This window comes from Micromonospora sp. NPDC053740 (genome assembly GCF_040677775.1).
In the GTDB taxonomy this organism is placed as follows: Bacteria; Actinomycetota; Actinomycetes; order Mycobacteriales; family Micromonosporaceae; genus Micromonospora; species Micromonospora alfalfae.
On the sequence record NZ_JBFASO010000001.1, the window covers coordinates 12,016 to 26,161 of the forward strand.

A 14,146-nucleotide genomic window follows, 5' to 3' on the forward strand; every position below is an offset into this window, starting at 1 on the left:
GACCTCCCCAGGCCGACGGGACACGCTGCATTCGCAGAGTCACCGGTCGTATCCAGAGGACATCTTAAGGCGCCCCCGTGGCCCTGTGGGGCCCACCGACATACGGACACCACCGGAGCGGGAAACCGCTTACCTGAGGCTATTGACGGTCGTCACTGGCTGTCAGTACCGTGATGCGGGCAGCGAGAAAGCGCTTTCCGACCCCTCACCGTCCGACAGGGAGCGCCCCCATGCCCCGACACCTCCGTGCGTTCTGCCTGATCCTGCTCGCCATCGCCACAGTGGTGAGCACCACCACCGCCCTGCCCGCCGAAGCCGCCCCGCGCTTCCGGGTGCTGGTCTTCTCCAAGATCACCAACTTCTACCACGACTCGATCCCGGCCGGCATCGCCGCGATCCAGCAGCTCGGCACCGCCCACAACTTCGAGGTCGTCGCCACCACCGACGCGACGGCGTTCACCGACGCCAACCTCGCCACGTTCGACGCCCTGGTCTTCAACAACACCAACAGCCTCCCGACCTCGGGCGACCTGCTCAACACCAGCCAGCGGGCCGCGTTGCAGACGTTCATCCGCAACGGCGGCGGCTGGGCCGGTCTGCACGCCGCCTCGGCCAGCGAACGCGACTGGCAGTGGTACGAGGGCCTGGTCGGCACGATCTTCGACTACCACCCCGACTTCTCGTCCACCGGCGGCACCTTCCCCGGCCGGGTCAAGGTGCTCGACCGGGCGCACCCCTCGACGCGTAACCTGCCCGAGCTCTGGGAGCAGAGCGAGGAGTGGTACAACTGGCGGACCAACCCGACCGGCAACGTGCACACCCTCGCCCAGATCAAGGTCCGCGACGGGATCAACGGCCTGGACGAGGGCGTCGACCACGCGTACTCCTGGTGTCAGCGTTACGACGGCGGGCGGTCCTGGTTCACCGCCGGCGGGCACGCCAGTTCCCAGTTCAGCAGCCCGACCTTCCTGGAGCATCTGCGCTACGGCATCGAGTGGGCGGCCGGCGCGGTCGCCGGTGACTGCTCGGCCACCAGGACCAGCAACTTCGAACGGGTGGGGCTGGTCACCGAGAACCTGGCCGACCCCTTCGAACTGGCCGTCGGCCCGGACCGGAAGGTCTACTACATCCAACGCACCGGCGCGCTGAAGGTGGTCAACTCCGACACCCTGCAGGTCACCACGCTGCTGGACTTCGCGTACACCTCGGCGATGACCGACCAGTCCGACGGGCTGCTCGGGATGACCCTGGACCGCAACTTCGCCAGCAACGGCTGGATCTACCTGCTCTGGTCGGACAAGACCCTCAAACAGCTCAACCTGTCCCGGTTCACCGTCGCCAACAACAGCGTCGCGCTCTCCTCGGAGAAACGCCTGCTGGCCATCCCCACCTACCGGGGTGAGGGTCGGGCCAACTCGCACATGGGCGGGTCGCTGGCCATGGACGCCACCGGACGGCTCTACGCCGCGATCGGTGACAACACCGACCCGTTCGCCTCCAGCGGCTACACCCCTGTCGACGAACGCGCGCGCCGCGCCGCCTGGGACGCCCAGGGCACCGCCGGCAACACCAACGACCTGCGCGGCAAGATCCTGCGGATCACCCCACAATCCGACGGTACGTACACAGTGCCCAGCGGCAACCTCTTCCCGGCCGGCACCGCGAGGACCCGGCCGGAGATCTACGCGATGGGCATGCGCAACCCGTTCCGGATCACCATCGAACCGCAGACCAACGCGGTGCTGGTGGCCGACTACGGTCCGGACGCCCGCGCCGCCGACCCCACCCGTGGTCCGGAGGGGACTGTCGAGTTCAACCGGATCACCGGCGCCGGCAACTTCGGATGGCCGTACTGCGTGGGCAACAACATCCCGTTCAACGACTACAACTTCGCCACCAACACCTCGGGGGCGAAGTTCAACTGCGCCGCACCGGTGAACAACTCACCAAACAACACCGGCCTGACCAACCTACCGGCGGCGAGGTCCGCGCTGGTCTGGTACGCGTACTCCGCCTCCACCCAGTTCCCCGAGCTGGGCACCGGCGGTGGCGGGCCGATGAGCGGCCCGGTCTACGACTACGACCCGGCCAACACCCGCACGACGAAGTTCCCGGAGTACTTCGAGGGCAAGTGGATCACCTATGAGCTGACCCGCAGGTGGTTCAAGACGCTGTCGATCCACAAGACGGCGCAGACCTTCAGCAACGCGCGCTTCGGCCCGACCGCGGTGGGTGACCTCCAGTCGATCAACGGGATCTTCGACAACATGAGCTGGATCCAGCCCTTCGAGGCGGAGTTCGGCCCGGACGGTTCGCTCTACGTCATCGACTTCGGCGAGGGCACCGGCAGCGGTCGCGGCGGCAGCAACGCCGGCGCGGGCATCTACCGGATCGACTACGTCGCCAACGGGCGGCCACCGACCGCGAAGATCGCCGCCAGCCCGGACAGCGGACGTACGCCGCTCGCTGTGACGTTCTCCTCGGCCGGGTCGTCCGCCGGTGACGGGTCGGCGCTCAGCTACGCCTGGGACTTCACAAACGACGGCAGCACCGACTCCACCGCCGCCAACCCGAGCCACACCTACTCGACGGCCGGCAAGCACACCGCCCGGCTGACCGTCCGCAACAGCGGCAACGGGTTGACCGCCACCGCTGTCACCGACGTGGTGGTCGGCAACACCCGACCGACGGTGACCATCAGCGTGCCCGACGGCGGGTTCTTCGACTTCGGCGACAAGATCCCGTACACGGTGACGGTCACCGACCCGGAGGAGACCAGCATCGACTGCGCCAAGGTGACAGTGCAGACGCAGCTCGGCCACGACTCGCACGCCCACCCGCTGGACGTCTACACCGGCTGCTCCGGGCTGCTCGCCACCGAGGCGGACGCCGGTGACGGCCACGGGCCAGGGCAGAACCTCTACACGCTGATCACCGCGCAGTACACCGACGGTGGCGCGGCCGGCGCACCGGCGCTGACCGGCTCGACCCGCGTCCAGTTGCAGCCCAAGAGCAAGGAGGCCGAGCACTTCAGCGCCCAGTCCGGCGTCACTGTCAACGACCGGGCCACCGCCCGCGCCGGAAAGCGGCTCGGCGAGGTCGACCACAACGACTGGGTGGCGTTCGGTCCGGCGGACCTGCGCAACGTCGGCTCGGTGACGCTCGGGGTGACCAACGGCGGGCTCGGCGGCACCATCGAACTGCGCACCGGCTCGCCCACCGGCACGCTGATCGGCACTGCCACCATCGGCTCCACCGGCGGATGGGACAACCTGGTCTCGCCCACCGTCACGCTGACCAACAAGCCCACCGGCACGACCACCCTGTACGCGAAGTTCGTCAACGCCGCCCAGGTCAATGGCACACCGGACCTGCTCGCCCTGGACTGGCTGCGGTTCAACGGCGCCGGGGTCAAACAGGAGCCGGGCGGGACGTTATCCCTGGCCGCCAACCCGACCGGCGGCGCCGCACCGCTGACCACCACGCTCACCGCCACCGCGGCAGCGCCGTCCGGGCAGAGCATCACCGACTACGCGTGGGACTTCGGCGACAACAGCGCCATCACACACGGGGCGACACTGCGGTCGACCACCCATGCCTATCCCCGCAAGGGGACCTTCACCGCCCGGGTGACTGTCACCTACACCAGCGGGGAGACCCGCTCGCTCAACCTGACCATCACTGTCAGCTGACCCCGGTCGCCGGCGGGCGGGAGCGTCCCGCCCGCCGGTGCCACCAAGCGGAGGGTCGGGCGCGAATCAAGGTCCGGTCACGCCCTCGATGGGGGTGCGTCTTGCGGACGCAGTGCGGTCAGGAGACTGTCGAGTTGACCCCAGGCCCGCGCGCTGGCGATGGGGTCGATGTAATCCCTGGACTCGATGATGAGCCCGTCGCGGATACGCATCACGAAGACGCAGGGCACCGTGAACGCATCGCCAGTCTCGGCAACCCGCCCCTGATAGGCGAACTCGGCAACAATCACCTCCGGGTCCACAGTCTCGTGAACTGTCACGTCGACTGGCTTACGGACCAGCGTCCGAGCGACCGGAGGCGGCGAGGTGAAGTGCTCGTGCAGTTCGTTGCGGCTCCGCAGCGGCGGCGGGTTGAGCGGGTGGAACGGATGCGTGACATGGGTCTGTTCGGCGTACAGGTCGGCCAGGTCGTCGTACGGACCGTCGCAGACACCGTTCACCAGTCGGAGGAAAGTTTCGCGTGGGCTGCTCATGCCGGGCTTCCTTCGCGATCGGTAGATGTCACCTGAGCCACGCCGAGACCTACCTCCGGGGGTGGCTGGTTCCCCAACGACGGCACCCTACTGACCTCAGCCTCGATCTGACTGTCCCGAAGCGTTTTCCTCGCCCGTATCCATTGCATCGTCACCGACGGAGGGCGCGTGTCGGACCTGTGTGTGAGGCTACGAGGCATGGCGACTTTCGTTCTGATCCACGGCGGTGGGGGCAGCGCCTGGGACTGGCATCTCCTTGTCCCCGAGCTGACCAGCCGGGGCCACGACGTGGTGGTACCGGAACTGCCGATCGAGGACAGCTCCGCGGGGTTCGCCGAGTTCTGCCGGACCGTCGTCGACGCGATCGGCGATCGGAGCGACCTCGTGGTCGTCGGGCATTCGTACGGTGCGTTCACCGCGCCGCTCATTGCCGACAAGCTGCCGGTGCGGCTGCTCGTCCTGCTCACACCGATGGTCCCCAAGCCCGGTGAGCGGCCCGGTGACTGGTGGGCCAACACCGGTTACCGCAGCGCCGAAGGGCTCAGTGAGGAGCAGCAGTTCTACAACGGTGTCCCGGCCGAGATCATCGCGGAGGCAGCGGCACACAACCGGGACCAGGTCAGCGCGGAGGGCGACGAGCCGTGGCCCCTGGACGCCTGGCCAGACGTGCCGACGACGGTGCTCCTCGCACGCGAGGACCAGTTCTTCCCGGCGGACTTCCAACGGCGGGTTGCCGCCGACCGCCTCGGCGTCGTCCCGGACGAGATCGACGGCGGCCACACGGTTCCGCTCAGCCACCCGAAGCAACTCGCCGACCGTCTCACCGCGTACCCGCTGCCCTGAGGGCGTGGCCACGGCGGCACCGTCCGATCCTTCGGGCACCTCAGCGGGCTGGTCGGCCCTCGCAGACGCGCGCCTTCGGGCGTGGGTCCACGACCGTTGGTTGCTCGAACAGCCGGTCGACTCGGTCGGCCAGATCGTCCTGCAGTACCGGGCACACGAGCTGCGACTGCTGCGGTGGACGGCGCGGCGACAACAGCGCCGTCACGCACCGGACGACGTTAGGGTCGTCGGTCCGCTGACCGGGAAGCCGGCGGGTGAAGCGCGCCGAGCACCGGCGCGGCGTTTCCCACGTGACGGGGGAAGATCATGGATCTGCGGCTTGCTGGCAAGCGCGCTCCGGTCAGCGGCGCGAGCAGCGGTCCCGGCGCGGAGATCACGGCGAACTGTGGGGCGGTGCGCTCGGCACCGCCCCACAGTTCCGTTGAACGGTTACTGCCAGGAACTCTGTTGGGTGTAGACGAGGTTGCCGGGGACCACGGTGCCGTTGGTGCGGTATTCGGTGTACGCCCAGAAGTCACCCTCGGCCAGCGGCTTGTTCGGCTTCAGCGTGAAGTTGAAGCCCTGACCGCGCTCCGAGGTGGAGGGCAGCGTGAGGGTGGCACCCGAATACGTGGCGTTGCGGCCGATGACGGCGTGGCCCAGCTCGAAGTCGACGACGGGACCACCGGGGTACTGTGCGAACACGTACGCGGTGTAGCGCCCCGGCTCGGGCAGGAACTTGTACGCCTGCTCGGCGCTGGTCCAGTACCTGTCACTGCTGTAGACGAGGGTGTCGCCCTTGTACAGGTACAGATCGAGGTTCGTGTTCGGATCAGCGGTGTTGGCCTCGACGACAATGCCGGCGGTGTTCGCCGGCACCGTGAAGTCGACCTTCTTCACTCCGGTGGCGCTCGGGTCGAACACGCCCCCGTAGACGCCGGCCGGCATCGAGTACGACGTGCGCCGCATCGGGGTGTAACCGGTGCTGCGACCGGTGAGCGGGCCGGTGAAGCCCGGCTGGACCATGCCGAAGGCGCCGTTGCTCATCCGGGCGAACTCCTCGCCGTCGTCCGCGTACGGCCGGGCCGAGATGCCCCACGGACGGGCGGCGACCGGGATCCGGGCGCTGTGCGCCTTACCCTGCCAGGTGATCGACCCGGTCACGTACCGGTCCCAGGGCGCGCTGCCCCGACGCAGCGTGATGGTGACCGTCGCGGACTTCCCGGGCGCCAGGGTCACCGATGCCGGCGACACGGTGACCTTCATGCCGGGCAGGCCGGACACCGACGAACGGTAGGTCTCGCGCGCCTTGCCCACATTGGTCAGGGTGCGGGTGATGGTCACCGGCCGGGTCCCGTCGTACTCGCGCAACGAGATGGCCGGCAGGTTGAGTGCCTTGCCGTCGGGTTCGGTCGTCTCGCCGAACTCGATCAGCTCGGCGGCCGTGGGCTCGATGACCAGTCCCGGGTCGGTGGCCCGGGGCAGATTGATGAAGCCGCTGCCCTGCTCCAGGGGGCTGCTGGTGCCGACGGTGTCGGTGGCTGTGGTGCGCAGCGCGGAGGCGACCGCGCCGGGTGACCAGTCCGGGTGCGCGGCGCGCAGGACCGCCGCGGCCCCGGCCACGTACGGCGAGGCCATCGAGGTGCCGGAGTACGCGTCGTACTGTCGCCCGAAGTTGCCCACCGGTGAGACCGCGGCGATGATGTTCGACCCGGGCGCGACCAGGTCCGGCTTGAAGACGCCGAGGGTCACCTTGTCCGGGCCGGTGGAGGAGAAGTCCGCCACGCTCGGTATGCCCGGGACGCTGGAGCCGTCACCACCGGTGCGCAGCGAGACGGTGGCGTCGGTGGGGTGGCGCATCAGGTAGTTGAACAGCGTGCCGGCCTGCTTCTCGGTCGGCAGGTAGACCACCGGGAAGTTGAAGATGGAGTTGATCCGGTAGTTGCCGACCGGGTCGAACACCATCATCGCCGCCCCGCCCTTGGCCTTGATCTCGGCGGCGGAGCCGAACATGTCGGACAGCGCGCAGGCGACCACCTTGCCCTTGATCTTGGCGGGGTCGAGGCTGCCGGGCTCGCAGTAGACAGCGCCCAGATCCGGCGAGCCGGCCTGTTCACCGAAGACCAGCGGCAGTGCGCCACCGCCGGGCAGAGCGTCCAGCGAGCCGCCGACCAGCTTCGTGCCGTCGCCCAGCTTGGCGGTGGCCTCGTCGAGCTTGGTCACGGCAGCGCCGACAGTGGTCACCCAGGGCGCCGCGTTGCTGATGGCTCCACTCACGATGCCGGTGTTGCCGGCCGACGCCGCCACGAACACCCCGGACAGGGTGGCGTTGAGGAAGGCGATGCCGATGGGGGTGTTGGCCTCCCAGTCGCCGAGCTGCGAGCCGATCGAGAAGTTGAGCACCTGCACGCCGTCGGCGACGGCCGCGTCGATGCCGGCGATGATGTCGGCGTCGTAGCCCATGCCACCCCAGAGCACCTTGTAGACGGCGATCTGAGCATCCGGCGCAACGCCGGAGACGGGACCGAAGCGGCGTCCGTCGATCGTGACGTTCGCAATCGGCAGACCGGCCGCCGTGGAGGCGGTGTGGGTGCCGTGCCCGGATGCGTCGCGGGGGGACAGGAACTCGCCCTCGGGCACCGAGCCACCGCCGGCGAGCCACGAGTCGGCGAAGTACCGGGCACCGACGATCTTGCCGTTGCAGTGCTCGGCCACGAAGGCCACACCGGTCTGGCAGGTGCCGTGCCAGTTCGCGGGAGGGGGCATCTTCTTGGCGAACGACGCGCTCTCCGGCCAGATGCCGGTGTCCAGGACGCCGATCACCATGCCGGCGCCCGTGCCGGGGCCGGGCTTGGCCGGCCGGCCGGAGCGGTCCGTGGGCGCCGACCGCTCCGCGTCACTGGGGGTGGCGGGCGTCGGGTTGGCGGCGGTCGCCTTGGTAGCGGTGGGCGGCGCCGAGGGGGTGCCGAGGGCCCGCGAGGCGGTGACGGCGCGAACGCGCTTGTCCGCCCGCAACGTGCTCACCTGCTGGGCGGTCAGCTTCGCCGAGAACCCGTTGAAGGCGGTGGTGTAGACGGCGTTGACAGTGATCCCGGCCGCGGCGGCGACCGCGCCCCGCTGCGTGTCGAGGTGCCGGCGGTACGCCTGCGACGGCGTCGACGTCACGTCCAGCCGGTTACCCGCCGCCGGGCGGGTCCGGGCCAGACCGGACACCCCACCGGTGTACGTGGTCAACGGGTCTTCGGCCAGTTCGACGACGTACATGCCGGAGCCGGTCTCGTCGACGGCTGCCTTCGGCGTGGACGCACGGTTGCCGCCGGGTCGACGGTCGGCCCCGTCGGTCAGGGTGACCTTCCGGTCTGACCCGGCGGTGAAGTAGCCGGCGCCACTGCCGTTACCCGGCGACCCCGAGGGTGCCGCCAACGCCGTTCCCGCCACACCGGTGGTACCGGTGATCAGGGCGACGACCAGCGTAGGTATCGCCAGTCTTCGCAGCCTGTTTCCGCTCGTGCCTGTAGCCACGAGGCTCCTTTCGGTTGCTCCCTTGTGGAGCGGTGTTTCATTGATCGCGATCCGCCAGTGGGAGCGCTCCCCCACCCAAGTCCACGACGGTTAACCGAGGATTTGCGCGGTGTTACGGAAGGCCGGTACTGGCAAGATCACCGTACGCGCGGTAGGTAGCGTGCCGTCAATACCTTGATCGAAAACGGCGAACCTCGACGTCGTGGCGTCCGGAGGACGGTGACCACATGGCCAAGGTCATGGCTGATCTCACAGACCGCGTCCACTCCGGATGATCTGGCTCTGCAGGAACCGCTGCCACCGATGCGATTTCTCATAATGGTTGCACAGCCGAACCATCTGGTTGTACCGTCGAACCATGCAGGCTGGTGAGCTCGACGCGGCGCAGGAGGCACTGATGCGGTTCGTCCGCAACTTCGGCCTCCATCAGCCCGACCGGACTCCCTGCGGTCAGCCGCTGCCGGTGTCCGAGGCGTACGCCATGGTGGAGATCGCCCGGGAGGGGCAGCTCCGGCAGGTAGAGTTGGCTCGCCGGCTGCGTCTGGAGAAAAGCAGCATCAGCCGCCTGGTCGCCAACCTGGTCAACCGAGGCTGGGTGCACCGGGAAGCAGCCGAGGGTGACGGTCGCGGTGTTCTGCTCCTGCTGACCGCCGCGGGCACCACTGCCGCCGCGCGGCAGGCCGACGCCCGCCGGGACCGGCTCACCGCCCTGCTCGATCGCGTCCCCGACGACCAGCGCTCGGCAGTGGTGCGTGCGCTCCAGACCCTCGCGGAGGCCACCGGTGAACCGTTCTGACCGCCCTCGTTCCCAACGGGCTCTGCTCCTGGCAGCCATCGCTGTCACCGCGTTGAGCAGCGGCTGCGCCGACGAGCCCGCACCGTCGACACCGACAACGACGACCTCCAGTCGACAGGCCGACGTCGCCGAGCGAGGCGCGTCGGTCATGCCGTTCGACCTGGACCGCACCACGCACCGCTTCACCGGGACCGACACCGGCGGGGTGCAGACCGTGGTCGCCGACGACCCGCAGGACACCACCCAGATCACCCTCGTCCAACAGCATCTGACGGCGGAGGTCGAGCGGTTCCGGCGCGGCGACTTCAGCGATCCCGCCCGCATCCACGGCACCGGAATGCCCGGCCTGGCAACGCTTCGGGCACACGGCGGGCGGATCACCATCGAGTACGAGGCCATCCCCGACGGCGCGCGCGCCACCTACACCACGAACGACGCAGGGCTTCGCGATGCCCTCCACCACTGGTTCGACGCCCAGGTCAGCGACCACGGCCCGCACGCCACCCGCTAGGCCCCACCACGGGCCACCCGAGCCGCGCCCCGACGACGCCAGAGCACTGTGCACGTCGCGGCCAGGGCCAACCCGAGCAGTGGGGCGACAGCCACCCCGGCGAGCGTGCAGGCGACCGCGAGCAGCGCCGGCGGCATCCAGCACCAGGCGGGCACGGTACGCGGGACACGACCGCGCCGACGGGCCGCCGCTTCCACCGCCATCGGCACCACCAGCACCGGCAACGCGGCCGCCAGCAGAGTCAGCCAGGGCAGCACCAGACGGTCGAACCGCGCCACCGCCAGCATCCCGCCGAGCACCGCGACGAGCAGCATCGCCGCCCGCGCCGGCAGGCGGGGAGCCAGGCCACGCAACGCCAGGGAACCGGAGTACGTGGTGGTCAGCGCCGCCGCGAAGACCGCCACCGCGACGAACAGATTCGCGTACGCGGCCAGCCCCGTGCCGGTGGCGAGCAGCGCGACCACGTCGGCCGAGCCGGTCCGCAGCCACAGGCCGGCCCCGGCGAGCACCCCGAGCAACGCCGGCCCGATCAGCAGCCCCACGCACCAGGCCAGGTCCCGCCTTCGGGAAAGGCCCACGCTGAAGTCCGGTGCGCGCAGCGCGAACACGGCCGCGTACCCGATCAGCGCGGCGGCGTCGGCGAGCCCGCCGCCGGCGAGGCGGACCGGCGCGCCGGGTGGTGGAAGCACCGTCAGGCACCAGCCGACCAGCACCACCGCGCTGAGCGTGGTGACCACAGCGACCCGGTTGCCGAGCCGGGCCGGCGCCCAGGAGACGGCGAGGACGGCCACCTCCAGCAGCACCGGCCCGGTCCAGCCCGGCAGGTGGGTCAGCGCGGCCAGCGAGGCCCCGCCAAGCCCGACGTTGAACCCGTTCCAACCGACCATCGACACGGCCAGCACCGCCGCCAGCAGCAACCGCGAGGTGTCCCCCAGGTACGCGGGCAGCACCGCTGTCAACGTCCCGCCGTCGCCGAGCGGTCGGCGCAACCCGATCCGACCCTGCCCCCAGAGCAGGGCCGCCATCAGCGCCCCGCCGACCAGCAGCCCGGCCACCGGCACCGCGCCGCCGTGTCGGGCGGCCATCGCCGCGCCGAGCACCAGTGTGGCGGGTGCGGTGCCGATGCCCAGCCAGGCGCCGACCGCCGCCGGCCACCGCCGTTCCGGGCTGTCAGGCAACGTGGCGCAGGTAGCCGGCGATCGCCGCGTCGAGCACCTCCGCGCCCGGACGCGCCCACACCTCGGCGGAGAAGACCTCCACCTCGATCGGGCCGACGTAGCCGGCGGCGTCCACCGCCTCGCGCAGCCGACGCAGCTCGATGCAGCCGTCACCGGGCAACGCCCGGCCGAGCAACACCCCCTCCGGCAGCGGGGTCACCCAGTCGCAGACCTGGAACGCGGCGATCCGGGCGGCGGCCCGCGCGATCTGCGCGTACACCGTGTCGTCCCACCAGACGTGGTACGCGTCGACCACCACGCCGACCACCGCCGGGTCGAAGCGCTCGGCGATGTCCAGCGCCTGGCCCAGGGTGGCGATCACACACCGGTCGGCGGCGAACATCGGGTGCAGCGGCTCGATGGCCAGCCGTACCCCGGCGGCCTCGGCGTGCGGGGCAAGCTCGCCGATCGCGTCGGCGACGTGACGCCGCGCGCCGTCGATGTCCCGGCTGCCGGCCGGCAGCCCACCGGAGACCAGCACCAGCTCCGGGGCACCGAGGGCAGCCGCCTCCTCGATGGCCAGCAGATTCTCCGCGCGCCAGTCGTCGGCGGAGAAGAACCCGCCCCGGCACAGCGACGTGACGGCGAGGCCGGCGTCGCGGACCAGCTTCGCCGAGCGGGCCAACCCGTACTCGGCCACCGGCTCCCGCCACAGGCCGATGCCCGGTACGCCGGCCGCCACGCACCCGGCCACCGCGTCGGGCAGCGGCCAACGCTGGGCGGTCGCCTGGTTGAACGAGAACCGCGCGAGGCTCACTGCTCCACCCCCGCCACCGTGAACAGCGCTCGGGCGCGGGCGGCGGCCAGGTCGGCGTCGGGCAGCAGCCCTGCCGCGTCGGCCAGGGTGAGCAGTGCGGCCAGGTGTGCCGGAGACCGGCCGGACTGCGCGCCACCGACCATCGTGAAATGGTCCTGGTGCCCGGCCAACCAGGCCAGGAACACGATCCCCGTCTTGTAGTGCCAGGTCGGTGCCGCGAACAGGTGCCGGGCCAGCGGCACGGTGGGCCCGAAGATCTCGTCGTACGCCGTCAGGTCCCCCCGGTCCAGGGCGGCCAGCGCCGCGGCGGCGGCCGGCGCGATGGCCGCGAACACCCCGAGCAGCGCGTCGGAGTGACCCACCTCGTCGCCCCGGATCAGCTCCGGGTAGTGGAAGTCGTCACCGGTGTAGAGGCGTACCCCGGCCGGCAGGCGACGGCGCAACGCGACCTCCCGGTCGGCGTCCAGCAGCGACACCTTGATGCCGTCCACGGTGGACTGATGTGCCTTGATCAGCTCGATCACCGTGTCGGCGGCCAGGTCCAGGTCGGCAGCACCCCAGTAGCCGGTCAACGCTGGGTCGAACATCGGACCCAGCCAGTGCAGCACCACCGGTTCGTCGGCAGCGCTCAGCAGCTCGTCGTACACCCTCAGGTAGTCCTCCGGGCCGCGCGCGGCGGCGGCCAGGTGCCGGCTGCACATCAGCACCGGCCGAGCTCCGGCGGCGCGGACGTCGTCGAGCTGCTCGGCGTACGCGGCGGTGACCGCCGCCAGTGCGGCCGGGCCGACCGGCAGTTGGTCGGTGCCGACCCCGGCGACGATCCGCCCGTCGACCGCGCGGGCCTCGGCGGCGCTGCGCCGGATCAGCTCCCGGGTGGCCGGATAGTCCAACCCCATCCCCCGCTGGGCGGTGTCCATCGCCTCGGCGACCCCCAGCCCGTACGACCAGAGATGCCGCCGGAAGGCGAGGGTGGTGTCCCAGTCCACCGCCGCCGGTGCACCCGGCACGTTCTCCGCGCCCGGATCGGCGACCACGTGCGCCGCGGCGTACGCGATCCGGCTGGTCGCTGGGGCGGCCGGGTGGGCGAAGCCGCCACCCCCGGCGAACCGGTGCCGACGTCCACCGGGCAGCACCACCTCGGCCGTCATGAGCGCAGCTCCGGCACCTCGACGCGACCACCCTCGCGGGCGGAGCGCAGCCCCAGCTCGGCGAGCTGCACGCCGCGCGCGCCGGCCAGGAAGTCCCACCGGAACGGCTCACCGGCCACCACGTGCCGCAGGTACGCCTCCCACTGCACCTTGAAGCCGTTGTCGAAATCCTCGTTGTCGGGCACCTCGGCCCACTGGGCGCGGAAGTCCTCGGTGGCCGGCAGGTCCGGGTTCCACACCGGCTTCGGGGTGACCGCCCGGTGCTGCACCCGGCAGTTGCGCAGGCCGGCGATCGCGCTGCCCTCCGTGCCGTCGACCTGGAACTCCACCAGCTCGTCGCGGTACACCCGCACCGCCCAGGAGGAGTTGATCTGCGCGATCACTCCGCCGTCGAGTTCGAAGGTGGCGTACGCGGCGTCGTCGGCAGTGGCGGCATACGGGCGACCCGCCTCGTCGACCCGTTCGGGCACGTGGGTGGCGGTCACGCAGGAGACGGCCGTGACCCTGCCGAACAGCTCCTCCAGCACGTAGTGCCAGTGCGGGAACATGTCGACGACGATGCCGCCGCCGTCCTCGGCCCGGTAGTTCCACGACGGCCGCTGAGCGGGCTGCCAGTCGCCCTCGAAGACCCAGTACCCGAACTCGCCGCGCACCGAGAGGATCCGGCCGAAGAAGCCGCCGTCGATGAGGCGCTTGAGCTTGCGCAGACCGGGCAGGAAGAGCTTGTCCTGCACGACACCGGTGCGGACGCCGGCCGCGTCCGCCGCCCGGGCCAGGTCGAGGGCCGCCGCGGTGTCCTCGGCGAGGGGCTTCTCCGTGTAGATGTGCTTGCCGGCCTCGATGGCCTGCCGGATCGCCTTCTCCCGTTGCTGGGTGACCTGCGCGTCGAAGTAGATCTCGACGTCGTCGCGGGCCAGCGCCGAGGTCAGGTCGGTGGTCCAGTCGGTCAGCCCGTGCCGCTCGGCGAGCTCCCGGAGCTTCGTCTCGTTGCGCCCGACCAGGACTGGTTCCGGCCAGATGGTGGTGCCGTCGGCCAACGCCACACCACCGGATTCGCGGATGGCCAGCAGCGACCGGACGAGGTGCTGCCGGTAGCCCATCCGTCCGGTCACGCCGTTGACGATGATGCCGATCGACCTGCGGGTCAT

Annotated in this window: 10 protein-coding genes; 4 read left to right on the forward strand and 6 right to left on the reverse strand. The window is 70.6% G+C overall.

Annotation, left to right across the window (positions count from 1 at the left end; all coding sequences use genetic code 11):
• The first annotated feature begins 230 nt into the window (after nucleotides 1–230).
• On the forward strand, nucleotides 231–3,692 hold the full coding sequence (locus AB0K35_RS00070) for a ThuA domain-containing protein (RefSeq protein WP_363882335.1): 3,462 nt from the start codon (nucleotides 231–233) through the stop codon (nucleotides 3,690–3,692).
• A gap of 77 nt (nucleotides 3,693–3,769) precedes the next feature.
• Here AB0K35_RS00070 and AB0K35_RS00075 read toward each other — a convergent pair whose 3' ends face one another.
• On the reverse strand, nucleotides 3,770–4,225 hold the full coding sequence (locus AB0K35_RS00075; protein ID WP_363882338.1) for a nuclear transport factor 2 family protein: 456 nt from the start codon (nucleotides 4,223–4,225) through the stop codon (nucleotides 3,770–3,772).
• A 198-nt stretch (nucleotides 4,226–4,423) separates the two neighbouring features.
• Here AB0K35_RS00075 and AB0K35_RS00080 point away from each other — a divergent pair, with 198 nt between their 5' ends.
• A complete protein-coding gene (locus AB0K35_RS00080; RefSeq protein WP_363882341.1) occupies nucleotides 4,424–5,068 on the forward strand; it encodes an alpha/beta hydrolase in 645 nt (214 codons plus the stop codon).
• 429 nt (nucleotides 5,069–5,497) lie between these two features.
• Here AB0K35_RS00080 and AB0K35_RS00085 read toward each other — a convergent pair whose 3' ends face one another.
• Nucleotides 5,498–8,569, reverse strand: a complete 3,072-nt coding sequence (locus AB0K35_RS00085; protein WP_363882344.1) for a S8 family serine peptidase — start codon at nucleotides 8,567–8,569, stop codon at nucleotides 5,498–5,500.
• 358 nt (nucleotides 8,570–8,927) lie between these two features.
• On the opposite strand from AB0K35_RS00085, the gene AB0K35_RS00090 reads away from it, so the two are divergent.
• Together AB0K35_RS00090 and AB0K35_RS00095 are read left to right on the forward strand one after the other, a co-directional pair.
• Entirely contained in the window at nucleotides 8,928–9,365 is a 438-nt protein-coding gene (locus tag AB0K35_RS00090; RefSeq protein WP_363882347.1) for a helix-turn-helix domain-containing protein, read from the forward strand.
• The gene (locus AB0K35_RS00095; RefSeq protein ID WP_238669174.1) at nucleotides 9,352–9,876 is read left to right on the forward strand and encodes a hypothetical protein; all 525 of its coding nucleotides are present in this window, start codon (nucleotides 9,352–9,354) and stop codon (nucleotides 9,874–9,876) included. The genes AB0K35_RS00090 and AB0K35_RS00095 overlap by 14 nt, the downstream gene beginning before the upstream one ends.
• On the opposite strand, the gene AB0K35_RS00100 is transcribed toward AB0K35_RS00095, so the two are convergent.
• From AB0K35_RS00100 to AB0K35_RS00115, 4 genes are read right to left on the reverse strand one after another with little or no spacing between them, the layout of a single operon-like run.
• Complete coding sequence (locus AB0K35_RS00100; RefSeq protein ID WP_363882350.1) at nucleotides 9,873–11,054, reverse strand: hypothetical protein; 1,182 nt, start codon at nucleotides 11,052–11,054, stop codon at nucleotides 9,873–9,875. The genes AB0K35_RS00095 and AB0K35_RS00100 overlap by 4 nt on opposite strands.
• Complete coding sequence (locus AB0K35_RS00105; protein ID WP_238669172.1) at nucleotides 11,047–11,850, reverse strand: sugar phosphate isomerase/epimerase family protein; 804 nt, start codon at nucleotides 11,848–11,850, stop codon at nucleotides 11,047–11,049. The genes AB0K35_RS00100 and AB0K35_RS00105 overlap by 8 nt, the downstream gene beginning before the upstream one ends.
• Complete coding sequence (locus AB0K35_RS00110; protein WP_363882353.1) at nucleotides 11,847–12,998, reverse strand: dihydrodipicolinate synthase family protein; 1,152 nt, start codon at nucleotides 12,996–12,998, stop codon at nucleotides 11,847–11,849. The genes AB0K35_RS00105 and AB0K35_RS00110 overlap by 4 nt, the downstream gene beginning before the upstream one ends.
• Complete coding sequence (locus AB0K35_RS00115) at nucleotides 12,995–14,146, reverse strand: Gfo/Idh/MocA family oxidoreductase (RefSeq protein WP_363882356.1); 1,152 nt, start codon at nucleotides 14,144–14,146, stop codon at nucleotides 12,995–12,997. Before AB0K35_RS00115 ends, AB0K35_RS00110 begins: the two co-directional genes overlap by 4 nt.

Coding starts and splice junctions, on each gene's coding strand:
- AB0K35_RS00070 (WP_363882335.1), top strand. CDS start 231: ATGCCCCGACACCTCCGTGCGTTCTGCCTGATCCTGCTCGCCATCGCC.
- AB0K35_RS00075 (WP_363882338.1), bottom strand. CDS start 4,225: ATGAGCAGCCCACGCGAAACTTTCCTCCGACTGGTGAACGGTGTCTGC.
- AB0K35_RS00080 (WP_363882341.1), top strand. CDS start 4,424: ATGGCGACTTTCGTTCTGATCCACGGCGGTGGGGGCAGCGCCTGGGAC.
- AB0K35_RS00090 (WP_363882347.1), top strand. CDS start 8,928: ATGCAGGCTGGTGAGCTCGACGCGGCGCAGGAGGCACTGATGCGGTTC.
- AB0K35_RS00110 (WP_363882353.1), bottom strand. CDS start 12,998: ATGACGGCCGAGGTGGTGCTGCCCGGTGGACGTCGGCACCGGTTCGCC.
- AB0K35_RS00115 (WP_363882356.1), bottom strand. CDS start 14,146: ATGACCCGCAGGTCGATCGGCATCATCGTCAACGGCGTGACCGGACGG.